The organism is Paraburkholderia sp. CNPSo 3272, assembly GCF_024206495.1.
GTDB lineage: Bacteria > Pseudomonadota > Gammaproteobacteria > Burkholderiales > Burkholderiaceae > Paraburkholderia.
In genome coordinates this window covers 77,430-103,271 of record NZ_JAMBPQ010000002.1, presented here as the reverse complement: position 1 = coordinate 103,271, position 25,842 = coordinate 77,430, and the positions used below count along the sequence as shown (strand labels likewise).

Annotated in this window: 20 protein-coding genes; 11 read left to right on the top strand and 9 right to left on the bottom strand. The window is 65.3% G+C overall.

The window, feature by feature from the left end; all coding sequences use genetic code 11:
* The first annotated feature begins 56 nt into the window (after positions 1–56).
* Both M3I53_RS02825 and ubiA read left to right on the top strand, forming a co-directional pair.
* On the top strand, positions 57–545 hold the full coding sequence (locus M3I53_RS02825; RefSeq protein ID WP_042262475.1) for a Dps family protein: 489 nt from the start codon (positions 57–59) through the stop codon (positions 543–545).
* A 159-nt stretch (positions 546–704) separates the two neighbouring features.
* Positions 705–1,568, top strand: coding sequence for a 4-hydroxybenzoate octaprenyltransferase (gene ubiA / locus M3I53_RS02820; protein WP_254314463.1), 864 nt, complete (start codon positions 705–707; stop codon positions 1,566–1,568).
* Positions 1,569–1,642: 74 nt separating this feature from the next.
* Here the strand turns inward: ubiA and proC are convergent, their stop codons facing one another.
* From proC to M3I53_RS02790, 6 genes are all read right to left on the bottom strand, one after another.
* Positions 1,643–2,458: a pyrroline-5-carboxylate reductase gene (proC, locus tag M3I53_RS02815; protein ID WP_254314462.1), complete on the bottom strand. Its 816-nt coding sequence runs from the start codon at positions 2,456–2,458 to the stop codon at positions 1,643–1,645.
* A gap of 22 nt (positions 2,459–2,480) precedes the next feature.
* Positions 2,481–3,179: a YggS family pyridoxal phosphate-dependent enzyme gene (locus M3I53_RS02810; RefSeq protein WP_254314461.1), complete on the bottom strand. Its 699-nt coding sequence runs from the start codon at positions 3,177–3,179 to the stop codon at positions 2,481–2,483.
* Positions 3,180–3,357: 178 nt separating this feature from the next.
* Positions 3,358–4,587, bottom strand: coding sequence for a glycolate oxidase subunit GlcF (glcF, locus tag M3I53_RS02805; protein ID WP_254314460.1), 1,230 nt, complete (start codon positions 4,585–4,587; stop codon positions 3,358–3,360).
* Between the two features lie 18 nt (positions 4,588–4,605).
* Positions 4,606–5,694, bottom strand: a complete 1,089-nt coding sequence (gene glcE / locus M3I53_RS02800; RefSeq protein ID WP_254314459.1) for a glycolate oxidase subunit GlcE — start codon at positions 5,692–5,694, stop codon at positions 4,606–4,608.
* Between the two features lie 141 nt (positions 5,695–5,835).
* Positions 5,836–7,341, bottom strand: coding sequence for an FAD-linked oxidase C-terminal domain-containing protein (locus M3I53_RS02795; RefSeq protein ID WP_254314458.1), 1,506 nt, complete (start codon positions 7,339–7,341; stop codon positions 5,836–5,838).
* Between the two features lie 48 nt (positions 7,342–7,389).
* Positions 7,390–8,805, bottom strand: a complete 1,416-nt coding sequence (locus M3I53_RS02790) for an FAD-binding oxidoreductase (RefSeq protein ID WP_254314457.1) — start codon at positions 8,803–8,805, stop codon at positions 7,390–7,392.
* A 194-nt stretch (positions 8,806–8,999) separates the two neighbouring features.
* On the opposite strand from M3I53_RS02790, the gene M3I53_RS02785 reads away from it, so the two are divergent.
* Positions 9,000–9,581, top strand: coding sequence for a cob(I)yrinic acid a,c-diamide adenosyltransferase (locus M3I53_RS02785; protein WP_254314456.1), 582 nt, complete (start codon positions 9,000–9,002; stop codon positions 9,579–9,581).
* Positions 9,582–9,841: 260 nt separating this feature from the next.
* The gene (gene hmpA, locus M3I53_RS02780) at positions 9,842–11,044 is read left to right on the top strand and encodes an NO-inducible flavohemoprotein (RefSeq protein ID WP_254314455.1); all 1,203 of its coding nucleotides are present in this window, start codon (positions 9,842–9,844) and stop codon (positions 11,042–11,044) included.
* A 117-nt stretch (positions 11,045–11,161) separates the two neighbouring features.
* Here the strand turns inward: hmpA and M3I53_RS02775 are convergent, their stop codons facing one another.
* From M3I53_RS02775 to M3I53_RS02765, 3 genes are all read right to left on the bottom strand, one after another.
* Positions 11,162–12,166 (bottom strand): GlxA family transcriptional regulator, encoded by a 1,005-nt coding sequence (locus tag M3I53_RS02775; protein ID WP_254314454.1) that lies wholly within the window; start codon positions 12,164–12,166, stop codon positions 11,162–11,164.
* A 322-nt stretch (positions 12,167–12,488) separates the two neighbouring features.
* Positions 12,489–12,941 carry a GDP-mannose mannosyl hydrolase gene (locus M3I53_RS02770; protein WP_254314453.1) on the bottom strand — a complete coding sequence of 151 codons (453 nt, stop codon included), beginning with the start codon at positions 12,939–12,941 and terminating at the stop codon, positions 12,489–12,491.
* A gap of 190 nt (positions 12,942–13,131) precedes the next feature.
* Positions 13,132–15,090: a hypothetical protein gene (locus M3I53_RS02765; protein ID WP_254314452.1), complete on the bottom strand. Its 1,959-nt coding sequence runs from the start codon at positions 15,088–15,090 to the stop codon at positions 13,132–13,134.
* 627 nt (positions 15,091–15,717) lie between these two features.
* Between M3I53_RS02765 and M3I53_RS02760 the strand changes: the two genes are divergently transcribed.
* The 7 genes from M3I53_RS02760 (at position 15,718) to M3I53_RS02730 (ending at position 25,818) form a co-directional block, all read left to right on the top strand.
* Positions 15,718–16,722, top strand: coding sequence for a GlxA family transcriptional regulator (locus M3I53_RS02760; protein WP_254314451.1), 1,005 nt, complete (start codon positions 15,718–15,720; stop codon positions 16,720–16,722).
* An 86-nt stretch (positions 16,723–16,808) separates the two neighbouring features.
* Positions 16,809–18,344, top strand: a complete 1,536-nt coding sequence (locus M3I53_RS02755) for a mannose-1-phosphate guanylyltransferase/mannose-6-phosphate isomerase (protein WP_375542453.1) — start codon at positions 16,809–16,811, stop codon at positions 18,342–18,344.
* 41 nt (positions 18,345–18,385) lie between these two features.
* Complete coding sequence (locus M3I53_RS02750; RefSeq protein WP_254314450.1) at positions 18,386–19,777, top strand: undecaprenyl-phosphate glucose phosphotransferase; 1,392 nt, start codon at positions 18,386–18,388, stop codon at positions 19,775–19,777.
* Between the two features lie 62 nt (positions 19,778–19,839).
* Positions 19,840–22,071: a polysaccharide biosynthesis tyrosine autokinase gene (locus M3I53_RS02745; protein ID WP_254314449.1), complete on the top strand. Its 2,232-nt coding sequence runs from the start codon at positions 19,840–19,842 to the stop codon at positions 22,069–22,071.
* 89 nt (positions 22,072–22,160) lie between these two features.
* Entirely contained in the window at positions 22,161–23,279 is a 1,119-nt protein-coding gene (gene gmd / locus M3I53_RS02740) for a GDP-mannose 4,6-dehydratase (RefSeq protein WP_254314718.1), read from the top strand.
* Between the two features lie 4 nt (positions 23,280–23,283).
* A complete protein-coding gene (locus M3I53_RS02735; protein ID WP_254314448.1) occupies positions 23,284–24,243 on the top strand; it encodes a GDP-L-fucose synthase in 960 nt (319 codons plus the stop codon).
* A gap of 177 nt (positions 24,244–24,420) precedes the next feature.
* Positions 24,421–25,818: a glycosyltransferase WbuB gene (locus M3I53_RS02730; protein ID WP_254314447.1), complete on the top strand. Its 1,398-nt coding sequence runs from the start codon at positions 24,421–24,423 to the stop codon at positions 25,816–25,818.
* Positions 25,819–25,842 lie beyond the last annotated feature (24 nt).

The window sequence follows — 25,842 nt, the reverse complement described above, 5'->3', positions numbered from 1 at the left end:
GCGTCGCCACCCGTTCGTCAAGCACGCGTAGTCTCACTGCGACACAAGGAGTCGTCATGGCCAAAAAAGCAACCGTACAGCACGTGAATATCGGCATCAGCGACAAGGATCGCAAGAAGATCGCGGAGGGTCTCTCGCGCCTGCTCGCGGACACCTACACGCTGTATCTGAAGACGCACAACTTTCACTGGAACGTCACGGGGCCGATGTTCAACACGCTCCACCTGATGTTCGAAGGGCAGTACAACGAACTCGCACTGGCTGTCGACGCCATCGCCGAGCGTATTCGTGCGCTGGGCGTGCATGCGCCGGGCAGCTACAAGGAATTCGCGAAGCTCTCGTCGATTCCCGAAGCGGACGGCGTGCCGGCCGCGGAAGACATGATCCGCCAGCTGGTGGAAGGCCAGGAAGCCGTGGTGCGCACCGCGCGCGCGATCTTCCCGTCGACGGAAGCGGCCAACGACGAACCGACCGCCGACCTGCTCACGCAACGCATGCAGACGCACGAAAAGACCGCGTGGATGCTGCGCTCGCTGCTGGCCTGATGCCGATGCGGCGCCTGCGCGCTGCCCCCGAAGCATGATCCAGCACGATGAAAGGCCCGCCAGATGTCCGGCGGGCCTTTGTATTTGCGCGGGTGCGGCTCGCGGCGACAGCGCGCCGCCCTGGCCTACAATAGCGGCATCGCTTTTCCCGCCCCGATCATGTTCGCCCGACTCCCGCTCTATTTGCGGCTCGTCCGCATGGACAAGCCGATCGGCAGCCTGCTGCTGCTGTGGCCGACGCTCAACGCGTTGTGGATCGCCTCGGACGGCCATCCGCCCCTCTCGCTGCTGATCATTTTCACGGTCGGCACCGTGCTGATGCGCTCGGCGGGCTGCGCGATCAACGACTACGCCGACCGCGACTTCGATCGCTACGTGAAGCGCACGGCTGAACGCCCCATCACGTCGGGCCGCATTCGCGCGTGGGAAGCGGTGGCTATTGCCGCGGGCCTCGCGCTCGTGTCGTTCCTGCTGATCCTGCCGCTCAATGCTCTGACGAAGCAGCTTTCGGTCGTGGCGCTCTTCGTGGCGGCGTCGTATCCGTTCACCAAGCGCTTTTTCGCAATTCCCCAGGCGTATCTGGGCATTGCCTTCGGCTTCGGCATTCCCATGGCCTTCGCCGCCGTGCAGGCTCACGTGCCGGCGCTCGCGTGGATCATGCTGGCCGCGAACGTGTTCTGGTCCGTGGCCTACGACACCGAATACGCGATGGTCGATCGCGACGACGACATCAAGATCGGCATTCGCACTTCGGCGCTCACGTTCGGCCGCTTCGACGTGCTAGCGATCATGCTCTGCTATGCGGCCACGCTCGGCATTTACGTGTGGGTGGGCGTGACGCTGGGTTTCGGCTGGCTCTACTGGCTCGGGTGGGCGGCCGCCGTGGGCTGCGCCATTTACCACTACACGCTCATCAGGAACCGCGAGCGCATGCCGTGCTTCGCCGCATTCCGCCACAACAACTGGCTGGGCGGCGCGCTGTTCGTCGGGATTGCGGCCCACTACGCCGTCGCGGGACTCTGAGGCCAGGTCGATAAAAAAAAGCGCCGGGTGCATGACACACCCGGCGCTTTTTCTATCTGGACTGCGCGGCAGACTTACTGCTTGCCGAATTCCTCGCCCATTTCCTTCGCGCGCGCATCGGCCGCGAGCGCACCCTTGACGATGGCGGCCTTCACGCCCGAAGCATCGAACGACGCGAGCGCGGCGGCGGTCGTGCCGCCCTTGGAGGTCACGCGCTCGCGCAGCACGGCGGGCGGCTCGTCCGATTGCAGCGCGAGTTGCGCCGCGCCCGCGAACGTGGCGATGGCGAGCGCGCGGCCTTGCTGCTCGTCCATGCCGAGCTGGCGCGCCGCTTCTTCGAGCGCTTCGATGAAGTAGAACACGTAGGCCGGGCCGCTGCCCGAGATGCCCGTGACCGCGTCGATCTTCGCTTCGTCGTCGAACCAGACCGTTTGGCCCACTGCGCCGAGCACATCCGACGCGAGCTGCCGCCCCGCGGCGTCCACGCCGCTGCTCGCGACGAGGCCGGTTGCGCCCATGCCGATCAGCGCGGGCGTGTTCGGCATCGTGCGCACGACGCGCGCGTGGCCGTTCAGCCAGCGAGAGAGGTCGTCGATGCGAATGCCGGCCATGATGCTGATGACGACCTGATTGGCGCCCAGGTGCGGGGCGATGCCTTCGGCCACGGCCTTAGCGATTTGCGGCTTCACCGCGATCAGAACCGCGTCGTACGAAGCGAGCGCGGCGTCCGCGGCGGCGCCTGTGCGCACGCCGAACTGCTCGGCGCTGCGCTTGCGGGCGTCCTCGTTCGGATCGATCGCATAGAGGTTGTCGGCGGGAACGCCCTTGCGGATCAGGCCGCCGATGAGTGCGGCCGCCATGTTGCCGCCGCCGATGAAGGCAATTTTCATGGTGATGGAATCGTTCAGTGAATCAGTGAGAGTAGTCGCGCGCGCCGAAAATCGCGGTGCCCACGCGTACGATCGTCGCGCCTTCGAGCACCGCGGCTTCCAGGTCAGCTGACATGCCCATGGAGAGCGTGTCGAGCGCGAGGCCATCTGCGCGTAGCGCTTCGAACAGCTCGCGCAGCTGGCGGTGCGGCGCGCGTTGAGCCTCGAGCGAGGATTCCGGCTCGGGAATCGACATGAGCCCGCGCAGGCGCAGGTTGGGCAGGGCGGCGATCTGGCGCGCGACCTGCTGCGCTTCCTGCGGGGTGACGCCGCTCTTGCTGGCCTCGCCGCTCACGTTGACCTGCAGGCAGACGTTGAGCGGCGCCATGCCGGCGGGACGTTGCGCCGAAAGGCGTTCGGCAATCTTCAGGCGATCAACCGAATGGACCCAGTCGAAACGCTCGGCTACGGGGCGTGTCTTGTTCGATTGGAGCGGCCCGATGAAATGCCATTCGATGCTCGCGCGCAAGTCGGCGAGCGTCTCGATCTTGTCCACGGATTCCTGCACGTAGTTCTCGCCGAACGCGCGCTGGCCGGCAGCGTGAGCGGCGCGCACGTCCTGCGCAGGAAAGGTTTTCGAAACCGCGAGCAGCTCCACGCTTTGCGGGTCGCGGCCGGCGTTGCGGGCGGCGGCGGCGATGCGCTCGCGGACCGCTTCGAGATTGTGGGAGAGATCGGTCATCGGGCTCGAGGGCCGGCGCATGAAGTGACGCGCGCCGCCTTTTTGGATCCAAAACGAACTGAACGACGGCCATTATACGGACTGCGCATGGCGCGAAACACTGGCCAGAAAGGCTATGCCGAATGGCAGACTGTTGGCGCGCCTTGCGTCTCGTTATGCTGGTTGCGTTCCCTAGGGCTCAATTCGTCGCCAGCATATGTTCGACCAGCTCAATCCAGTGCGTGACCGGAATCGCCGTGCCGCTTTGCAGGTGGGTAATGCAGCCTATGTTGGCGGAAACGATCAATTGCGGCTCCAGCGCCTGCAGCCGGTCCACTTTCTGGTTGCGCAGCGTATAAGACAGGCGCGGCTGCAGGATCGAATAGGTGCCCGCGGAGCCGCAGCAAAGATGGCTGTCGGTGGGCAGCCGCACGTCGAGTCCGAGCGCGGTGAGCAGTCTCTCCACGCCGCCGCGCAACTGCTGGCCGTGCTGCAGCGTGCAGGGAGGATGCCAGGCCACCGTCTTGATGCCGCGTCGCCTCGTCGCGGCCACGAGCTGTTCCTCGAAGGCGGGCAGCAGCTCCGAAAGATCGCGGGTGAGTTCGACCACGCGGCGCGCTTTCTCCACATAGGCCGCGTCGTCGCGCAGCAGGTGCGCGTATTCCTTCACCGTCGCGCCGCAGCCCGAGGCGTTCATCACGATCGCTTGCGCGCCTTGCTCTATATAGGGCCACCAGGCGTCGATGTTCGCGCGCGCGTCGTCGAGCGCGTCGTCGGCGTAGCCCATATGCAGGCGGATCGCGCCGCAGCAGCCCGATTGCGGCGCGACGATCGTTTCGATGCCGAGCGCGTCCAGCACGCGCGCGGTCGCGATGTTGATGTTGGGCATCATCGAGGGCTGCACGCAGCCTTGCAGCATCAGCATCTTGCGCGCGTGCTTCGCCGTGGGCCACGCGAGCGAGCGTTGGCGCACGGGCACCTTGTCGCGCAGGCGCTTGGGCAGAAGCGGCCGCACCTGCTGGCCGAGGCGCATGGCCGGCGTGAAGAGGGCGCGGCGCGGCAGCAGGCCGGCGAGCAGGCGGCGCATGACGCGCTGGCGCAGCGGGCGCTTCACCATCTGTTCAGCATGTTTGCGGCCCACTTCCACGAGGCGCCCGTACTGCACGCCGGACGGGCAGGTGGTTTCGCAACTGCGGCACGTAAGGCAGCGGTCGAGATGCGTGAGCGTGCTCTTCGTGACCGGCGCGCCTTCCACCATCTGCTTCATGAGATAGATGCGCCCGCGCGGCCCGTCCAGCTCGTCGCCGAGCAACTGATAGGTCGGGCAGGTCGCGGTGCAGAAGCCGCAATGCACGCACTTGCGCAGGATCGCGTCGGCTTCGTCGCCGTCGGGGGTGTTGCGTATGAAGTCCGCGAGGTTCGTCTGCATCGCCGCGTGTGGGTATCGTCAGAAGTCGGAATACAGCCGGCCGCGATTGAAGATGCGGGCCGGGTCGAAGGCGGCCTTCAGGCCGCGATGGATCTTCATGAGCGGCGCGGGCAAAGGCGTGAACACGCCCGCGCTGCGGTCGTAGTCGCGCCCCGTGCGGAACATGGTCGCGTGTCCGCCGGCTTGTTTCGCGCTGATACGCACCGTTTGCGCGTCGGTTTCCGTGATCCACCAGCGCTGCGCGGCGCCCCATTCCATCAGTTGCGCGCCCGGCAGTTGCAGGGGCTCCGCGATCGAGGGCAGCGCGAGCCGCCACAGCGCCGCGTTGGGCGCAATCGACGCAAAGAACGGATCGGTCTGCTCGCGCAGGCCTGCCCAGAAGCGTTCGGCCTCCACGGCGTCCACCACTTCGCCGCCCAGGCTCGCGCGGGCTGTCTTCACCGCGGCTTCCGCGCCCGCGAGGCGTACCGCGAGCGTGCCGTTGCGCCAGGCGCTCGCCGTCATCGGCAGCGGGCGGCCGCCCCATTCGTTGAGCTTGCGCACGGCGTCGGTGCCGTTCATGTCGAATTTGAGCGTGGTTTCCGCTTGCGGCACCGGCAGTACCTTCACCGAAAGCTCCAGCAGCAGGCCGAGCGTGCCGAGCGAGCCCGCCATGAGCCGCGAAACATCGTAGCCCGCCACGTTCTTCACGACCTGGCCGCCGAAATGCAGCACCTCGCCGTGGCCGTTCATGAGCACCGCGCCCAGCACAAAGTCGCGCGGTGCACCCGCGCTCGCCCGCCGCGGCCCCGCGATGCCTGCTGCAATGCAGCCGCCCAAGGTGGCCTGCGCGCCGAAGTGCGGCGGCTCGAACGCGAGCATCTGGCCGTGGGCCGCGAGCGCCGTTTCGATTTCCGCAAGCGGTGTTCCGGCGCGCGCCGTAATCACCAGTTCCGCGGGGTCGTAGGCAATGATGCCGCGGTGCGCGCGCGTGTCGAGAATCTCGCCTTCGAGCGACTGGCCGTACCAGTCCTTGGTGCCCCCGCCGCGAATGCGCAGCGCCCGGCCATCGGCGCTCGCCGCCCGGATGCGTTCGGACCAGTCCGAGACGATGTCGTCCTCTTCCATGTCGTGATGGTCGCGCCCGTTCGTTATATGGTTCGTTCGATTGTACTGAGCGAACCTCGCCTGACAACCCGGAGCGGACCCTCATGCGGGTCACGCGATATGCATAGACGGCGCGCTGCCCGGCGCGTCTTTGCGCGTCTGTCAGAAGCGCGGCAGTTCGGGGTGCGGCAGCAGATTCCCGCGCACATGCATGCGCCCGTACTCGGCGCAGCGCGCCCGCGTGGGGATGCCCTTGTCGGGGTTGAGCAGCCTGGCCGGGTCGAACGCGTGTTTCACCGCATGAAACGCATCGCGCTCCTGCGGCGAGAATTGCACGCACATCGAATTGATCTTTTCGATGCCCACGCCGTGCTCGCCCGTCACGGTGCCACCCAGCTCCACGCAGGTCTCGAGAATGTCCGAGCCGAAGGCCTCTGCGCGGTGCCATTCGTCGAGGTCGTTGCCGTTGAAGAGAATGAGCGGGTGCATGTTGCCGTCGCCGGCATGGAAGACGTTGATGCAGCGCAGTCCATACTGCTTTTCCATCTCGTGGATGCGCGCGAGCAGCGGCCCGATCGCGCGGCGCGGTACGGTGCCGTCCATGCAGTAGTAGTCGGGCGAGATGCGGCCCGCCGCCGGAAACGCATTCTTGCGGCCCGACCAGAAGCGCAGGCGTTCTTCCTCGGTGCGCGAGATCTGGATGCGCGTGGCGCCCTGCTCGCGCAGCACCGTGGTCGTGCGCGCGATCTCGTCGGCGACTTCCTCGGGCGTGCCATCGGCTTCGCACAGAAGGATCGCGGCGGCGTCGAGGTCGTAGCCCGCATTCACGAACTCCTCCACGGCGCGCGTGGCCGGCTTGTCCATCATTTCAAGGCCCGCCGGAATGATGCCCGAGGCGATGATGGCCGCCACGGCGTCGCCGCCTTTCACGACGTCGTCGAAGCTCGCCATGATGACCTGCGCGGTCTGCGGGCGCGGAATCAGCTTGACGGTCACTTCGGTCACGATGGCGAACATGCCTTCGCTGCCGATCATCACCGCGAGCAGGTCGAGGCCCGGTGCTTCGGGCGCGAGCGAGCCGAATTCGACGATCTCGCCGTCCATCGTGACGGCGCGCACGCGCAGCACGTTGTGCACCGTGAGGCCGTACTTGAGGCAATGGACGCCGCCCGAGTTCTCGGAAACGTTGCCACCTATCGTGCATGCAATCTGCGACGACGGGTCGGGCGCGTAGTAAAGACCGAAAGGCGCCGCCGCTTCGGAAACGGACAGATTGCGCACGCCGGGCTGCACGGTGGCTGTGCGCGCGTACGGATCGACTTCGAGGATGCGCTTGAAGCGCGCGAGCGAAAGCACGATGCCGTGCCGGATCGGCATCGCGCCGCCCGAGAGGCCGGTGCCGGCGCCGCGCGGCACGACCGGCACGTCGAGGCGCCGGCAGATCTGCACGATGCGTTGCACCTGCGACTCGGTCTCCGGCAGCGCCACGGCGAGCGGCAGCCGCCGGTAGGCGGCAAGGCCGTCGCAATCATAGGCGACGGTGTCCTCCTCGCGATGCAGCAGGCAATGCGCCGGCAGCACGGCCATCAACGCCTGGACTACCTCGCGCTGGCGTTGCGCGAGCGCTTCGGGGCTCAGCTCGGGCAAGTTCGCCTCGGGTGCGTTCATGTCTCCTCCCGTCTGTTGCGCTTGTGTGCGCTTCTCAGCGCTTGTCGGTTACACCGCCCAGCTGAAGATCTTGCCCGGATTCATCAAGTTGTGCGGATCGAGTGCATGCTTGATCGCGCGCATCGTGTCGATGGTGTCCGTGCCGTGCTCTTCGACGAGGAAATCCATCTTGTGCAGGCCCACGCCGTGTTCGCCCGTGCAGGTGCCGTCCATCGCGAGCGCACGCTGCACAATGCGGCGATTCAGGCGCTCGGCCTCGTCGATTTCCTCGGGCTTGTCCGGATCGATCAGGATCGCCACGTGGAAGTTGCCGTCGCCCACGTGACCGACGATCGGGCAGGGCAGCGGCGAGGCCTTGAGATCGGTTTCCGTCTCGATCACGCATTCGGCGAGGCGGGAGATCGGCACGCACACGTCGGTCGTCACGGCGCGGCAGCCGGGCTTGAGTTGCAGCATCGCGAAGTAGGCGTTGTGGCGCGCGTTCCACAGACGGCTGCGGTCCTCGGGGCGCGTGGCCCACTCGAAGCCTTCGCCGCCGTGCTGCGCGGCAAGCTCCTGCACGAGCTGCGCCTGTTCGGCAACACCCGCCTCGGTGCCATGAAATTCGAAGAAGAGCGTGTGCTTTTCGCGCAGCGTGAGGTTCGAATGCCTGTTGATCGCGCGCACCGCGAGCGAGTCGATGAATTCCACGCGCGCAATCGGCACCCCGATCTGGATCGTCTCGATGACCGTGCGCACTGCCTCTGCCATCGAAGGGAACGCGCACACCGCCGCCGAGACGGCCTCGGGCTGCGGGTAGAGTCGCACCGTGATTTCGGTGATCACACCGAGCGTGCCCTCGGAGCCGACGAAAAGGCGCGTGAGGTCGTAGCCCGCCGACGACTTGCGCGCGCGCGTGCCGGTTTTGACCACGCGGCCGTCGGCGAGCACGGCGGTGAGGCCGAGCACGTTCTCGCGCATCGTGCCGTAGCGCACGGCGTTGGTGCCCGAGGCGCGCGTGGCCGTCATCCCGCCGATGCTCGCATCGGCGCCCGGGTCGATCGGGAAGAACAGACCCGTGTCGCGCAGCGCTTCGTTGAGCTGCTTGCGCGAGATGCCGGGCTCGACGGTCACGGTGAGATCTTCGGCGTTGACCGAGAGCACGCGGTTCATTTGCGAGAGGTCGATCGATACGCCGCCCTGGACGGCCAGCAAGTGACCTTCGAGCGACGAGCCGTTGCCATAGGGAATGATCGGCACGCCATGGCGGGCGCACAGCTTCACGATGGTCTGGATATCCGCGGTGCTCTGTGCGAACACCACGGCGTCGGGCAGTTGCGGGTCGAAGGGCGATTCGTCGCGGCCGTGATGGGCGCGTACGGCTTCGGAGGTGGAGACGCGTTCGCCGAACGCGCTGCGCAGTTGATCGAGGAGTTCGGTGGGGAACGGGCGGCGTGCGAGGGCCGGCGGCGCGGGGTGATTCACGCGAGTGTCTCCTTCGTATGGGTATGACTTCTGACTGGGACCATTTTACGCCCAACGCCCGCGCCGCAAAGCCGCACTCTTTATGCTGCGATGCACGAATCCTATAATGGGGCCGGCAGGCGTGGGCGACCTCCACGCCGCCGGGCGCGCGTGATGCGCGACCTGCGCGAATTTACAGCTTCGGAGAGCACGACATGGGCAATCGCCTGAGCAAGATTGCAACGCGCACCGGCGACGACGGCTCGACCGGACTCGGCGACGGCAGCCGGGTGCGCAAGGACGACGCGCGCATCGCCGCGATTGGCGACGTCGACGAGTTGAACTCGCAGATCGGCGTGTTGCTTTGCGAAACGCTCCCCGCCGACGTCCGCGAGGCGCTCGTTGCAATCCAGCACGACCTGTTCGATCTGGGCGGCGAGCTGTGCATACCGGGCCACACGCTCGTGACCGACGAACACCTCGCGCGGCTCGACGGCTGGCTCGAGCACTACAACGCCACACTGCCGCCGCTCGAGGAATTCATTTTGCCAGGCGGCTCGCGGGCGGCGGCGCTCGCGCATGTGTGTCGCACCGTATGCCGGCGCGCCGAGCGCGCGGTCGTCGCACTGGGCGCGTCGGCAAACTCGGGTCCGCCGCTCGCCGATACACCGCGCCGCTACGTCAACCGGCTCTCCGACCTGCTGTTCGTGCTAGCCCGCGTGCTCAACCGGGCCGCGGGCGGCAGCGATGTGCTCTGGCGGCACGACCGGGGCGCGGGCAAGCGCGAGAGCGAGTAAGGCATAAAAGGGCGCCAGCGCGCACCGTCCGACCGGACGGTGTGCGCTCTTGCGTAAACGTCTACCGTCCAACCGCCCGCATCGCCGAAAAACACTGCTTCGCGCACCGCAAAAGTCCCATCGATGCCCGCCCACGGCCACCCGCCGCGCGTTCACCGCTCGCGCAATCAGGAATTGGCTGAGGTGCGACAAAATGCCTGGGGCGGCCTGTCTCATTAAAGATGTATTGTATGTGCATCTTTAACAAGGAGAAGCCGTAAATGACTGCGCTTACCGCCGACCAGATGGCCCGCGTGAAGGCCACTGCGCCTGTTTTCGCCGAGCACGGCGCCACGATCACCAAGCATTTCTACAAGCGGATGTTCGCCGCTCAACCCGAGCTCAAGAACATCTTCAACCAGACGCATCAGCAAAGCGGCAGCCAGCCCGAAACGCTCGCCCGCGCGGTGTACGCCTACGCGGCGAACATCGACAATCTGGGCGCGCTCGGCGGTGCGGTCACGCACATCGCGCACAAGCACGCGAGCCTGAACATTCGTCCGGAGCACTATCCGATCGTCGGCCGCCATCTGCTCGGCGCAGTCGTCGACGTGCTCGGCGACGCCGTGGACCAGCCCACGCTCGACGCCTGGGCCGTGGCCTACGAGCAACTCGCGAACATCATGATCGGCACCGAGGCGAAGCTGTACGAAGGCGCTTCGTGGAGCGGCTTCCGTCCGTTCAAGGTGATGCGCAAGCAGGTCGAAAGCGACGAAATCACCTCGTTCTACCTCGCGCCGGCCGACGGTGCATCCGCAGGCGGCTTCGAGCCGGGCCAGTATGTCAGCGTGACACGCTTCGTCGACAAGCTCGGCGTGGACCAGCCGCGCCAGTACAGCCTCTCGGACGCGCCCCACGGCAAGTGGCTGCGCATCTCGGTGAAACGGGAGGCTGGCCGCGGCGAAGTGGAGCCGGGCCATGTGTCGAACATCATGCACGACGGCGTGGAAGAAGGCGCGGTGGTGCACGTGAGCGCGCCGATGGGCGAGTTCACGCTCGATCGCAAGAAGACCTCGCCGGTCGTGCTGATGAGCGGCGGCGTGGGCATCACGCCGATGAAGTCGATGCTCTCCACCCTGATCGCCGAGCGCAGCGAGCGCAAGGTGACCTTCGTGCACGCATGCCGCAACACGAAGGTGCACGCCTTCCGTGACTTTCTGCGTCACGCGGTGTCCGAGTACCCGAACGTCAAGCGCGCGGTGTTCTACGAGGAAGTCAGCGCAAACGACCGCCGGGGCGTGGACTACGACTTCGAAGGGCGCATCGATATCGGCCGCATCGAAGCACATGTGCTGCTGCCCGACGCCGACTACTACCTGTGCGGCCCGGTGGCGTTCATGCGCGAACAGCGCGAGGCGCTGATTGCCCGCGGCGTCGAGGCTTCGCGTATCCACACGGAGATCTTCGGCTCCGGCATGCTGTAACGTTGCACACGAGGCGTGTTGAAATTACACGCTGAGCACGCCGAATAAAAAACGCCGCGCGCGAAGCGCGGCGTTTGCGTATGCATCGGTAAAACATGTATCGAAATGCGACCGGCATCACTCGCCCGAAGCTCGCCGGTTTACGGCGCGATACCCCGATGGCGAAATCGACAGCCGGCGCCGGAAGATCCGCGCGAGGCGCTCGCCGCGCGGCACGCCGCAGCGTTGCGCGATCTCGTCGATGGGAAGATTGGTTTGCGCGAGCAGGAGGCAACTGGCATCGAGCCGGGTGCGCAGCAGATATTCGGATGGCGTGAGGCCCGTGTGCGTCTTGAAGTGGCGAAGGAAGTTTCGCATGCTCATCTGCGCGACGCGCGCCGCATCGGCCACCGAGATCGGCTGATGGTAGTTCTCGCGCAGCCAGTGCGCGGCCGAGCTGATCTTCCCGTTCGCGCTGTCCGCCTCACCATCGTCGAGCATGGGGCCGAGCCGCTCCCACGAGCCCGGCATGGAGTCCTCGGATACGCGCTGCGCCAGGGCCACGCCGTGATTGCGCTTGACCACCTTGAGCGCGGCGACGAGCGCCTCGGAAGGCGTCACGACCGAAGCGCCGGCGTTGCGTGCTTCCAGCGCCCGGCGTAGCCGCTGTGCCGAGCTTGCCGTATTGCCGCCCGTGCGCAGGAAGGGCACATCGGCGGCGGCCAGCACGGCGCGTCCCTCGCCCAGTGCGCGGATAATGCGCACTTTCGGCGCGAGCATCTGCAGCCGCGTGATGAGCCGCGCGTTCTCGCGTGCCTCCATCGCACCGGGGCCGCCGGCGATGAACAAGGTATCGAAGCCGCTGCGCAGCGGGCCATGCAGGCTCTCGGACCATATCCGCAGGCCGCAGCCGCTCGCCACGTTGCCGCCGGGCTCGGAAAGCATCACGATCGAATAAGCAGGAAGCGTGTCGGCGCAGGCATCGTTCGCGAGACGAAACACATCGGCGAGCAAGGTCACGTCCCCGAGCGGGAAGCCCTCGAAAACCAGGATGCCTATGCGTTTGGCCACGGGTCCGAATTTCAAGTGAGCGCCGCGCGGCTGGAAAGCGGCTTGCCGGCAGACCACCCTGTCGATGTACATGGCCGGTTCCTCGCGCAGAAAGGATTCGCAGGAGTACGTTGCGTTTTTGCGCCGCGTGCCCTGATCCGGCTGCATCGGGCTGTTACATGCGGTCACATCACGCTTTCGGAATTCATGATAAGCGCGTGGGCTGCTGGCGCACGCCGCAGTCTGAAAATGCCGAGAAGTTGGCAGAATGGCTCGGTATGCGTGGGTAGGCTGGCTCGGCTCCGACCGAGCGGGGCACGCGGGCGCCGCGGGGCAAACAGGCCGTCCCGCGTGGGCGTATTGAAAGCCCCGGGGGACGCGCAAGGCGCGCGCGTGCCTGTGAGATGGGCGCTTTTTAGCAGAAATATTGTTTCGTATTGTTGTGCACGTCGTCGCGCGAGAGCAGCTCTTCGGGCCAGAGCCACGCATACTGGCTATGCTGGTCGAAGCGCCCGACTGGCACCGTGCTCTCCAGCATGAACGCATAGGCAAGCACCACATAGTGCGTGCCGATGCCGTTCTCCGCGGCGAAGTTGTCGGGATAGTGATGCTCGTACACGCCCACGAAGCGTGCCGCGGAGCGCTGCATGCTGGCAATGCCGAGTTCCGTTTCGACGATGCGGGTGAATGCAGCGTCTAGCCGTTCGTCCTTGCGGATGCGTCCACCCGGAACGAACCAGGTCCCGCGTGCGGGGCGGTTGCGCCGCTGGCCCACAAGCACGCGGCCGTCGGCGTCGGCGACGATCAGGTCCATCGCGACGAGCGGTGCGAGCCGCACCACCTCCAGGAATTCTGTAGGTGACAGCATGGACGAGCGTATCCGCGGGGTGTCGGTCGTTTCGATCAGATGGTCCGAAGCGCAGTCGCTGCGCACACGGCGCGTGCGAAGCACGCGACACGTTCATCTGCAGTCTAGGCGGCTCAAAATCGCGATGCACTGTCCAGAGCCGCCTAAGTCTCGCTATCGTGGGCCAATATGCGAGCCCTGGCCCTCGCGCTCAAGGCTTCGGTGCGACGTAGCCCGCGGGCGTGACGGCGTTCGATCTGGCGACTTCGGCGTTCTCCGATACCACATAAACAGGCGATTCGGTCAGGCGCAGCGGGAGCATGCCGTCGTTATAAGTCATGGTGGTCGGATTGCCCATCATGTCGAACACGCTCACCTTGCCCGTGCGCCCGCGCGCGTCCACCTGAAGCGTGTAGTTCGTCGCGCGCGTGGCGTCGAACCCGGTCTTCGCGCTCCAGCGCGCATTGTCGTGGCTCCACAACGCCGTGATCGTCTTGCCGCCGCCCGGACGTGCGAATGCGTAGGCGTAGACGCCTGCGGGCGTGCCGCGCAGCGGCCCGAGCGTATACGTACCGTCGATCAGCCGCGTCATGGTCGCGACCGCCAGCGCGGCCGGCTTCGGGCTAATGTTCGACGCGCCGTACATGCCCTTCGGATGCTCGAGTTCGAAGAACACGCCATAGCCCGCCGTCGTCTCCGGCATGTCTGCGCCATAAAAGACGAACGTGGTGTCCGCGCCTTCGCCGAGCAGGATCAGATGCGCGCGCGCCACGACTGCGCCCTGCGCGTACAGCGTTTGCGCATCGGGATAATTGGCCGCATAGTTTGTCCCGATGTCGTAACTAATACCCGTTTCTGTCACGAAGAGAGGGGCGCCCGGCTTGAGCACGTCGCGCATCGTCGCGCGCAGCCCGCGCATGGCTTCGGGCAGCGAAAGCGTGCCTTTCTCGGGGGCGCCGTACAGACGCTCGGGCGGATGCGAAGGGCTCGTGCCGAAATCGTAGTAGCCGTGGATCGTCACACCATCGAGATATTTAGCAATGCCAAGCGGTGCGAACTTCTTGAGCCACTCTGTGTTGTCCTGCACGCCTGCGTAGGTCGGGCCCATCACGATCGCCGACGGGTCGGTGGCGTGTATTCCCTCGTAGACGGTCTTGAAGAGATCGACGAAATGCGCGTCCGTGTCCTTCCACGGCAGGCCGCCGTCTTTGTCGGGCTCCCAGGTGACCTGATAGTAATTGTGCGCCTGCCGAGGGAAGACGCGCGCGCGGATGCGCGCGGATTCCGTGCCCACGCGCGACATGTAATCGCGCAATTGGGCCAATGAAGCAGGCACATAGCTGTGCGTTTCCTGGCCGTTCGGGCTCGCCCACCCAGGAAAACCGTCGAGCGTGATCAACCGCATGATGTCGCCGGGCTTGAACTGCAGATCGAGCTGGGAGGCGGCAGCGTCGAACGTATTGGGACCTTTGGGCTCCATGACATACCAGCCCCGCTTGTCGTTGGCCCACGCCAGACCGAGGTCCGTGTAGAGCGGACGCAGTCCGTCGCCGCCGCAGCAGTGCTGTCCGGGCGCGATATATGCTGAGCCTTGCCCACCGAAGCGGTGCAGGTCCTGGCGCGCGAAGGTGGGTGCGGGAAGTACTGCGCTCACGTCGGGCAACACGCCGAACGTGGTGATGCCGGCCGGCCGGGTGCCGCGTTGGGGCAAACCCGTAGAGGGCTGCGAAGCCAGCGACGCCGAAAACGCGAAGTAGCCCGCCTGCGGCATCGTGCAGGTGAGCGACGTGACGCGTGGGCCGGCTGCCACCGTGAAGTTGCCGCTTGCCTGCGGGCGGCTCCAGGTATCCGTGATCTGCCATTGCACCTTGTCGTCGCCTGCCGCGCGCGTAGTCACGTCGACACGCACGCTCTGGCCGCGCGGAAAGAGGCGTGTTCCGTCGCTGCCGGGCGTATCGGCGAAGATGGGATCGTCGCCTGCGTCTGTCGCCGCACGGCTGGCGGCGCTCCTGCAAGCGGGCGCGTCGGCGGCGCGACAGCTCAATACCGGGAGCAGCACGCCGAGGACGCCGAGTATGAGCGTTGCGGCCGGCACCCAGAAAAAAGCGCGCGGGCCGTGCGCGGGAGGAGGGTTCACAAGTGCGGACGCAAGGGCTGGGCGCAATGTCATTGGCAGGTTCCTCACAGCATGAAAGGGTAAGACTAGTTGTTCGAGCAAGTCACTTGACGCCAGCGTCCAGGCTTTTCGCGCAATTTCTGCGGGAAGCGCCGCTTGAGAGTTGTGCAGTGCTCGCGGAGCCCAATCCTGTAAAGCGGCTTTTTGTGAATTTTTTTATTGTGCAGCGCAAACAGGATTTAACGGGTTTAAAATGCCATCGCATGCTCGAAATTGGAGCCCAAAGCTTCTTAAACATCATTTAATCAGACGAATCGACTTGCAGTCTTTTATTTCCCGCTTCGCTTCCATCCCATGCGTACGCATCGATCGGAAGGCATCGAATGATTTTGTAGTAACAAAGGCGAAAATACCTGCCTGCAATGGTCTTCCGGCACTATTGCCGAATTGATGTAATCGAACCAATTGTCTTTCAGGCAGTTTGCTTTTTTGTCATTTAACTTGGCGCCCAAGCATCTAATCGGTCCTCGACCGGACTAAATGCGCCAATGTCTCGCCAGTTTCGGTCAGTCGTCGTTGCGGGAATTGTTCTCTGCATATGATGCACTGCACATGGAATGCTATGGATATGCTATTACCGGGACTTTTCGCTTAGTACGGGGGATTGTTTAGGGGAAAAGCATGGCGTACGCAAGTCTGGATTTGCCGTCGTTCAGCCGCCCGCATCTAGTGACCGCGGGCATCAGTCGAGAGGTGCGTCATATCGCAATTCTGCTGTTCGATGGTTGTTCGCTCCTCGGCGCCGGTATTGTGGCTGAAGTGTTTCATGTAGCGAATGAACTCTCGACAGATACCGCTCGCAGTTCGCCTTACGATGTAAGCATCCTTTCGGCCGATGGCGGCAACGTCACGTGCTCGTCGTCGGTGCGGGTCTGGACAGACGGACTCGATGCACGCCACTACGTCGGTTTCGACGCGCTGTTCGTGGCGGGTGGAAAGGGCGCCTTCGCGGCCGCCAACGACGAACGTCTCGTCGCGTGGCTGCGTCGCGTGCATGCGAATACCGGCACTATTCGTCCGATTGGTGAAGGCCGTTCACTGCTCGAAGCCGCGAGCCTGTGCGGCCAGCGCACGCAGCACGAGTTCGGCTCGTATGCGATGCAAACAGGACGCGAGGAAGCGGGCGGCGACGCCGGCGACCGGCTCGAGTCGATGAAGAGCGCGCTCACGCTCGTCAAACGCGACCTCGGCGTGGATGTTGCGCGCGCCGTAACCGAGCGTCTCATGCCTGATTCGGGTGGCAACCTGTTGCCGTTTCTCGGCGATGCGCTTGGCAGCGCACCGGCTGACAAAGTTCGCGCAGCGGCACGTTGGCTGCAGGAAAACTGTCAGCGGGCCATTTCGATAGCGGACGCAGCGCAGGTCGCCGCGATGAGCGAGCGTAACTTTTTGCGCCGCTTCAAGCTGGAGATGGGCATCACGCCATCTGATTACTTACTGCATGCGCGGCTTGCGATTACCTGCAGCCTGCTCACCGATTCGGAGTTGCCGGTCGACAAGATCGCGCGCCGCACCGGCATGGGCAATGGCGATCGCCTCGCCAAGATCTTCCGCAAGCGCATGATGATTTCGCCCACCGAATACCGCGAGCAAAGCCGCCGAGAGGCAGGCGTAGCTGGTTCGTAACGCCACGGTAACAACGGTCGCACTTCGTTACAAAGGGGGTCGCTCGCGCGCCGCGGTGATCCTGCCCGATATGAAGGAGTCCGAAGATGAATGAAAGGTCATCGATTCACGAAGGACAAAGTCAGTCTCGTGCAGAAAGCGAGCCAGGTCCCGCCCGCGAAGACCCTACGCCCTGCACGCGCATCGTGCCTGTGGTGCTCGCAGGTGGTTCCGGTACGCGTTTGTGGCCCATGTCGCGCGAACATTTCCCTAAGCAGCTAATTGGTGTGGTGGGTAGCGATACGCTGCTGCAGGCAACCGTGCACCGTCTCGACGGCTTTTCCTCAGAGTGGCAGGTCGCGAGTTCGCCAATCGTCGTATGTGGCGAAGAACACCGCTTCGTGATCGTCGATCAGTTGCGTGCGTGCGGCATGGACGCGCGGCTCGTGGTCGAGCCGGCGCGGCGCGACACAGCGCCGGCACTCACACTCGGCGCAGCGCTCGCTTGCGCGAACGGCGACGACGCGATTCTCATCGTGATGCCGTCGGACCATGCGATCACCGATCTGGACGCCCTGCAACGCGCGCTCGAATGCGCGGCACGCCATGCGCAGCGCGGGGCGATCGTCACGCTGGGTGTGCCGCCGCGTTCGCCCGAAACGGGGTTTGGTTACATCCGCGTCGGCGAGGCGATTGCCGACGGCGCGCACCGTATCGACGGCTTTGTCGAAAAGCCCGCGCCCGAACTTGCAACGAAGTACGTCACGCAGGGCGGCTACTGGTGGAACAGCGGCATCTTCGTGATGCGTGCGAGCGTCTGGCTCGATTCGCTGCGCGCGCTGCAGCCCGACATGCATGCAGCGTGTCTTGCCGCATTCGTCGATGGCCAGCAAGACGGTCCGGCGTTCCGTCCGGCCGCGGACGCCTTCAAGCGCGCCCCCTCCGACTCGATCGATTACGCGGTCATGGAGCGGCTGTCGGCCAGCAACGGCTGGACGCCCGAGGGCGTGGTGGTGGCGCTCGACGCGGGCTGGTCCGACCTCGGCTCGTGGGACGCCGTGTGGGCCGCGATGGAAAAGGATGAAGACGGCAACGTCGGACGCGGGCGCGTGGTATTCGAAGGCGCAGTGGCGACGTACGCGCATTCCGACGGCAGGCTCGTGGCTTGCGTGGGTACGTCGAACCTCGTGGTCGTCGAAACGGCCGATGCGGTGCTCGTCGCTGACCGCTCGAAAGTGCAGGACGTGAAGGGGCTCGTTGCGCGCATCAAGGCGGAGCGTGCACCCGAGGCGGATTCGCATCGCAAGGTGCAGCGTCCATGGGGCTTCTACGATTCGATCGATTCGGGCGAGCGTTTCCAGGTCAAGCGCATCGTCGTCACGCCGGGCGCGCGGCTCTCGCTGCAACTGCATCACCATCGCGCCGAGCACTGGACAGTCGTGCGCGGAACCGCGCTCGTCACTCGTGGTGAGGAATCCTTTCTTATGACGGAAAACGAGTCGACTTATATTCCACTCGGTGTGCGTCATCGGCTGGAAAACCCGGGCAAGGTGCCGCTCGAAATCATCGAGGTGCAGTCGGGAGCGTATCTGGGAGAGGACGACATCGTCCGTCTCGACGATACGTACGGCCGCTGCGGTTGAGGGTAGCGGTACGGCCTGCAGGGAGAAAAAAGGGAGAAAATATGCGCGAGCTACAAAACTTGATGGCGAGAGTGCTCGACGTATCTGCCGTGATGATCGGCGCCAGCGTGGCTTCGGAGATCCGTTTCGAAGATGTCGTGCCGCGTGGAGTGAACGAAGCCTTCGTGCTGCTCTCGGCGGCCTTCGCGCTCGTGATCTTTCCGGCGTTCGAGCTTTACCAGTCGTGGCGCGGCCGCTCCAAGGCGTTGCTCGCGGGCCAGGTGTCGCTTGCCTGGCTCGTGGTGCAGGGGTGCGCGCTGATCTCGATGTATTCGACGATGCACCATGTCGATGTCGTTTCGCGTCTGTGGTTTGCTTACTGGACAGCGCTCGCAGGCGGCTTGCTCATTACGTGGCGCGTCCTCGCGCACGGCGTGCTGTCGCATATGCGGCGCGCGGGCATGAATCTCCATCAGGTCGCGATTGCGGGCTCCGCTTCGCAGTGCGACGAGATTGTGCGGCGCATCGATGCGGAGCCAGGCTCCGGTTTTCGCGCGAGCGCGCTCTACAACACCATGCCGCATTCGGCACGGCCCGCGTGTGAAAAAGACGCGCCGGTGTGCGACACGATCGAGAAGTTCGCGCAGCATATCCGTGAGCATGACGTGCACGAGTTGTGGCTCGCTCTTTCGCTTGCCGAGGAACGCACGGTGGTGCGGCTCGTGAGCGAGTTTCGCAACGACCTCGTGAACATTCGTTTCATTCCGGACGTGCGCTCGCTGGCCCTGTTCGACACCAGTACGGTGATCGAGTTGCTCGGCGTGCCCGCGATCAACCTCGTCGCCTCGCCGCTGCCCGCGAGCGCGCAGTTCAAGAAGGCTTTGTTCGATCGCGCGTTCGCAGCGCTTGCGCTGGTGAGCCTCATGCCGCTCCTCATCGGCATTGCGGTTGCAGTGAAGTTTTCCTCGCCGGGGCCGGTGCTGTTCAGGCAGCGACGCAAGGGCGCCGACGGCCGCGTATTCACGATCTACAAGTTCCGCACGATGCGCGAGCACAAGGAAGCGCCTGGCACGCTGAGCCAGGCGAAGCGCGACGATCCGCGCGTGACGCGTCTGGGCGCGTTCCTGCGCCGCACGAGTCTCGATGAGCTGCCGCAGTTCTACAACGTGCTGCGCGGCGACATGTCGGTGGTCGGACCGCGCCCGCATGCGCTCGAGCACGACGATCTTTATCAGAGCGTGGTGAAGGGCTACATCCACCGCTATCGCATCAAGCCCGGCATTACCGGCTGGGCGCAGGTCAATGGATTTCGCGGCGAAACCGATCGCCTCGAAAAGATGGAAATGCGCGTAGCGCACGATCTGTATTACCTCGGCCATTGGTCGTTCTGGCTCGACATGCGCATCATCGCGGCCACGATCGTCCACGGTCTGGTTGGCCGCAACGCGTATTGAGCGCTGCGGCGCATTCGAGCAAGCATCACCAGCAAGCAACACCAGGTTTCGGGAGAAGCAAGATGGCGATGAATTATGACGGCGCTTACTACGGCGCAGCAGGCGCCGACGAGCGATATCTAGGCGACTACCTGCAAACGATGGTGGCGAACTGGCGCGCCATCGCGATCGTGACGCTTGCCGTCACGCTGCTCGGCGCGGCCTACGCGTTCCTCGCCACGCCGACCTATCGGGCCGACGTGATGTTTCACCTCGTCGACAAGGGCGACGCGAGCAAGAAGGACAGCAGCCTGCCGCCGCTCACGGGCATGTTCGACGAGAAGTCGACCGCGAACGGCGTGATCGAAATGCTGAAGTCGCGCAACGTGACCGAGGAAACGGTGCGCAAGCTGCACCTCGACATTTCGGCGCGGCCGCGCGAGATGCCCGTGATCGGCGGCATGCTCTCGGGCATTCTGGGCGCGCCCTGGGCGCAGAACCTGCCCGGCTTCCTGCGGCCGTCCGGCTACGCATGGGGCGGCGGCGACATCAAGGTGTCGCGCTTTGATACGCCCGAGGCGATGTATGAGCGCGACTTCACGATCGTGGCGGGCGAAGAGCCCGGCACCTTCACGCTGCGCGACCCCGACGGCATTCCGCTTTTGCAGGGCCGCGTGGGCGAGGACGTGAGCGCCAACACGTCGGTCGGGCCGATCGCGCTGCACGTCGACAGTTTGAGCGGGCCGCCCGGAACGCCCTTCCTGCTCACGCGCGCCTCGACGCTTACCACCGTCGACCGGCTCGAGAATGCGCTGCAGATCCAGGAAGTGGGGCTGCAGTCCGGCGTGATCCGCGCGAGTCTCGAAGGCCACAACAGCAAGATGACGGCCGCGATCCTCAACAACGTGGCGCACGAGTTCATCAAGCAGGACATCGCAAGCCGTTCGGCGGAAGCGGAACACATGCTCGCGTTCCTCGACGACCAGTTGCCGCAACTGCGCTCGCAGGTCGATGCGGCCGAGCAGAAGTACAACAAGTTCCGTAACGAGCACGGCACCGTCGATCTCGGCGAAGAAAGCCGGCTGCTGCTCCAGCAGGTGAGCGACAACAAGATCCGTCTCGAAGACCTGCGGCAGCAACGCGCGGAACTCGCCCAGCGTTTCACCGAGCATCACCCGGCCGTTCAGGCGCTCGACGCGCAGATCGGCACGCTGCAATCCGCGCAGTCGCAACTCACGCGTAATGTGGCGCAACTGCCGGACACGGAACAGTCCGCCGTGCGGCTGTTGCGTGACGTGCATGTGAGCACGGAGCTCTACACGAGCCTCCTGAACAGTGCGCAGCAACTGCGTGTGGCGCGCGCGGGCCAGGTGGGCGACGTGCGCGTGGTCGATTTCGCCGAAGCGCCCGATGATCCCGTGCGTCCGAAGAAGCTGCTCGTGATTGCACTCGCGATCGGCGCGGGGCTCGTGCTCGGCGTGCTCGTCGCGTTCGTGCGCAAGTCGCTGTACGGTGGCGTGGAGCGCCCGGACGAGCTCGAAGCCGCGCTCGGCGTGCCGGTCTTCGCCGTGGTGCCGCGCAGCCCGCAGCAACTGCGTCTGCAGCATCACGTCACATCGCGCCGGCGCGGGCTGCACGTGCTCGCGCAGCAGAATCCGCAGGACGTCGCGGTGGAAGGCGTGCGCAGCCTGCGCACCTCACTGCAGCTGACGCTCAACGACGCGCGCAACAACATCGTGATGCTCACGGGCTCGCGGCCCGACATCGGCAAGTCGTTCCTCTCGGTCAATCTCGCCGCGCTCGTCGCCTCGGTGAACAAGCGCGTGCTGATCGTCGACGGCGACATGCGGCGCGGCGACGTGCACTCGCACTTCGGCATCGCGCACCAGCCGGGTCTCTCCGACGTGCTGCTCGGCGCCGATCTGGACCAGGCGATCCAGCACGAGGTGCTGCCCGGACTCGACGTGCTCGCCAAGGGCTCGCTGCATTCGCATCCGTCCGAGCTGCTGATGAGCCCGCGCTTCGAGTCGCTGCTCGAAGAACTCGGCGCGCGGTATGACCTCGTGATCGTCGATACGCCGCCGGTGCTCGCGGTGACCGACTCGACGGTGATCGGACGCTACGCGGGCACGACGCTTCTCGCGATCCGCCATGGCCGCCACCCGATTTCGGAGCTCGAGGAAACGGTTAAGCGCCTGCGCATCGGCGGGGTGAATCTGCGTGGCGTGCTGCTCACCGACGTGCCGAAGACCGGCGCATTCATCGGCGGCGGCTATCGCGGCGGTTACTACGGTTACGAAAGCATCGCAGGGTAGCAGCAGGTTGACGGGCGGTTTTCGGGCCGCCCGTCGATGACGAAAACCACCGAATCCCATTTCGCGCACGCGAGGAGAGAACGATGGCGATGGCTCGCAAGGTTGCATTGATCACCGGTATCACCGGTCAGGACGGTTCGTATCTGGCAGAACTGCTATTGAACAAAGGCTACGAAGTGCACGGCATCAAGCGGCGCTCGTCGCTTTTCAACACGGACCGCATTGATCACCTGTATCGCGACGTGCACGACCCGGAACCCGGCATCCAGCTGCATCACGGCGAGCTGACCGATTCCACGGCCTTGCTGCGCGTGATCCAGCGCGTTGCACCCGACGAAATCTACAACCTCGCCGCGCAAAGCCATGTCGCGGTGTCGTTCGAGGAACCCGAGTACACCGCGAACGCGGATGGCCTCGGCACGCTACGCATTCTGGAGGCCATCCGCATTCTCGGCCTCGCGCAGAAAACGCGCTTCTATCAGGCGTCGACCTCCGAGCTGTACGGGCTCGTGCAGGAAGTGCCCCAGCGTGAAACCACGCCGTTCTATCCGCGCAGTCCCTATGCGGTGGCGAAGCTGTTCGCGTACTGGACCACGGTCAATTATCGCGAGGCGCACGGCATCTACGCGTGTAACGGCATCCTCTTCAATCACGAGTCGCCGCAGCGCGGCGAGACGTTCGTGACCCGCAAGATCACGCGCGCCATCGCGCGCATCGCGGTCGGCCTGCAGAAGATGCTGTATCTCGGCAACCTCTCCGCCATGCGCGACTGGGGCCACGCGCGCGACTACGTCGACATGCAGTGGCGCATGCTCCAACAGGAGCAGCCCGAAGACTTCGTGATCGCGACGGGTGTGCAGTACAGCGTGCGCGACTTCGTGCGCGCGGCGGCTGAGGAGCTGGGAATCACCGTGCGTTTCGAGGGCAGCGGCGTGGACGAGGTCGGCATTGTCGACCATGTGGAATCGCGCGACATGCGACTCGAACCGGGCGACGTGATCGTGCGTGTCGATCCGCGATACTTCCGCCCGACTGAGGTCGAGACGCTGCTCGGCGACGCCTCGAAGGCCCAGGAGAAGCTGGGGTGGAAGCCGGTTACCACGTTCCAGGCGCTAGTCAAGGAAATGGTGCGAGCCGACTATCAGGCTGCCCGGCGCGACGCCCTCGTCACGCTGGCGGGTTTCAGGGCCCTCGAACATCACGAGTGAACGCATGGACAAGAACTCCCGAATCTTCGTCGCGGGTCACCGGGGCATGGTGGGCTCGGCGCTCGTGCGCGCGCTGCAGGCGAATGGCTACTGGAATCTCGTCACGCGCACCCATGCCGAACTGGACCTCACCGATCAGGCCGCGGTGAACCGCTTCTTCGAAGGCGAGCACATCGACGCGGTGCTGCTCGCGGCGGCGCGAGTGGGCGGCATCCTCGCGAATTCGACGCAGCCCGCACAGTTCGCCTGGGACAACCTGGCGATCGAGACCAACGTGATCCGCGCGTCGTACAACGCGGGCGTGCAGCGCCTCGTGTTCTTCGGTTCGTCGTGCATTTATCCGCGCGAATGCCCGCAGCCGATCCGCGAAGCCTATCTGCTCACCGCGCCGCTCGAGCCGACCAACGAGGCCTACGCGATCGCGAAGATCGCGGGCCTGAAGCTCTGCGAGGCGTACAACCGCCAGTACGGCACGCACTTCGTCTCGCTCATGCCGACCAACCTGTACGGCCCCAACGACAACTACGACCTCGGCAGCAGCCATGTGCTGCCCGCGCTGATCCGCAAGGCGCACGAGGCGCGCAGCAACGGCCAGCGCACGCTGACCGTCTGGGGTTCGGGCAGTCCGCGCCGCGAATTCCTGCACGTCGACGATCTCGCCGATGCGACGATCTTCGTGCTCGAGCACGAGACCGGTGACGGCGTGTACAACGTCGGCGTAGGCGAAGACCTGTCGATCCGCGACCTCGCGCAGCGCGTGTGCGACGTGGTGGGCTTCGAAGGCGAACTGGTGTTCGATTCGACCAAGCCCGACGGCACGCCGCGCAAGCTGCTCGACGTGTCGCGCCTGGGCGATCTGGGCTGGCACGCGCACATTGGCCTCCAGGAGGGCCTCGCCCGCACTTACGACGACTTTCTGCAAACCCATGCCGCGCCTGCGTACGAGGCGGGCATGCGGGCTTGATATGGCCTGCCGGGACCGATTGCTTTCAAGCGATCGGCTCATAGGGACGAAGGGAAGAGGCGTCTGGTTGGTGGCGGGCGTCGTGCGCGGACCGGATGCACGACGCCCGCTTTTTTTCGCTCGGCGCGCGAGACGATTAAAAGCGGCACACAGCAGTTCAGGGACGGAAGCAACGCAATGAGAATCCTGATCTACGGACTGAATTACGCGCCCGAAGTCACAGGCGTCGGCAAATACACAGCCGAAATGGCGGAGCTGCTCGCCGCGCACGGCCATGAGGTGCGCGTGATCTGCGCGCCGCCTTATTACCCGCAATGGCGCGTGCATGAAGGCTATCGCGCGGGGCGTTACCAACGCGAAACGTTGCGTGGCGTGGGCGTCTGGCGTGCGCCGCTGTGGGTGCCGGCCCAGCAGGGCGGCTTCAAACGCATCGTGCATCTGGCGAGCTTCGCGCTCTCGTCGCTGCCGCTTCTTGCGCGGCTCGCGGCGTGGCGGCCTGAGGCTGTCATGCTGATCGTGCCGACGCTCTTCTGCGCGCCTGGGGCGCTCATGCTCGCGCACGCCGTCGGCGCGCGCAGCTGGCTGCATATTCAGGACTTCGAAATCGATGCGGCGTTCGATCTGGGACTTCTGCGCGGCGGCCAGGGGTCGCGACTGGGGCGCGCCGCTTTCGCCGGCGAACGCTGGCTGCTGCGGCGCTTCGACGTCGTCTCGTCGATTTCGGCGCGCATGGTCGAGCGCGCCGTCGACAAGGGTGTGGACGCCGCGCGCGCCGTGTGCCTGCCGAACTGGGTCGACACCCGGGCGATCTTCCCGCTGCCGTATCCGAGCGCGTTCCGGCGGCGCCTCGGCATCCCGCAGGACAACACCGTCGTGCTCTACTCGGGGAACATGGGGGCGAAGCAGGGCATCGAAATTCTCGCGGACGTCGCAACGGCGCTCGCCGCGCGGCCCGATATCAGCTTCGTGTTCTGCGGCGACGGCGCGGCCAAGCGGGAGTTGATGGCGCGTTGCGAGCCGCTCTCGAACTGTCACGTGCTGCCGCTGCAGCCGTCTTCGATGCTCAACGAACTGCTGAACGTGGCCGATATCCACGTGCTGCCGCAGCGCAACGACGCCGCCGACCTCGTGATGCCCTCGAAGCTCACCGGCATGCTCGCGAGCGGCCGCTCGGTGGTCGCCATGGCGCGGCCCGGCACGAGTCTCTTCGACGTGGTTTCGGACCACGGAATCGTGGTGCCGCCAGAGGACAGCGAAGCGCTCGCTGCGGCGATCGTCGATCTGGCCGGCGACCCTGCGCGCCGCGCCGAGCTTGGCCGCGCCGCGCGGCGCTACGCGAAGCGCATGCTGTCACCGCAAGCGATCTTCGACGTGCTCGAAGCGAGGCTTGCCGGGCTCGCGGGCGAAGCTGCCGCGCCGGCGGCGCAGACGCAGGTCGAGGCGCAGACTGCGGCAAGCGGCCCTTCGGCTTCGACACAGCAAGCTGCCGGTCAACCTGCAAATCAGAATCAAGCTCCGAGTCAAGCGGGCAAAGGCGGATCGACGTTGCCGGAGGTCGAGCAGTCCGATGTGTGAGCGACGGCGCCCAGGGCCGCGAGG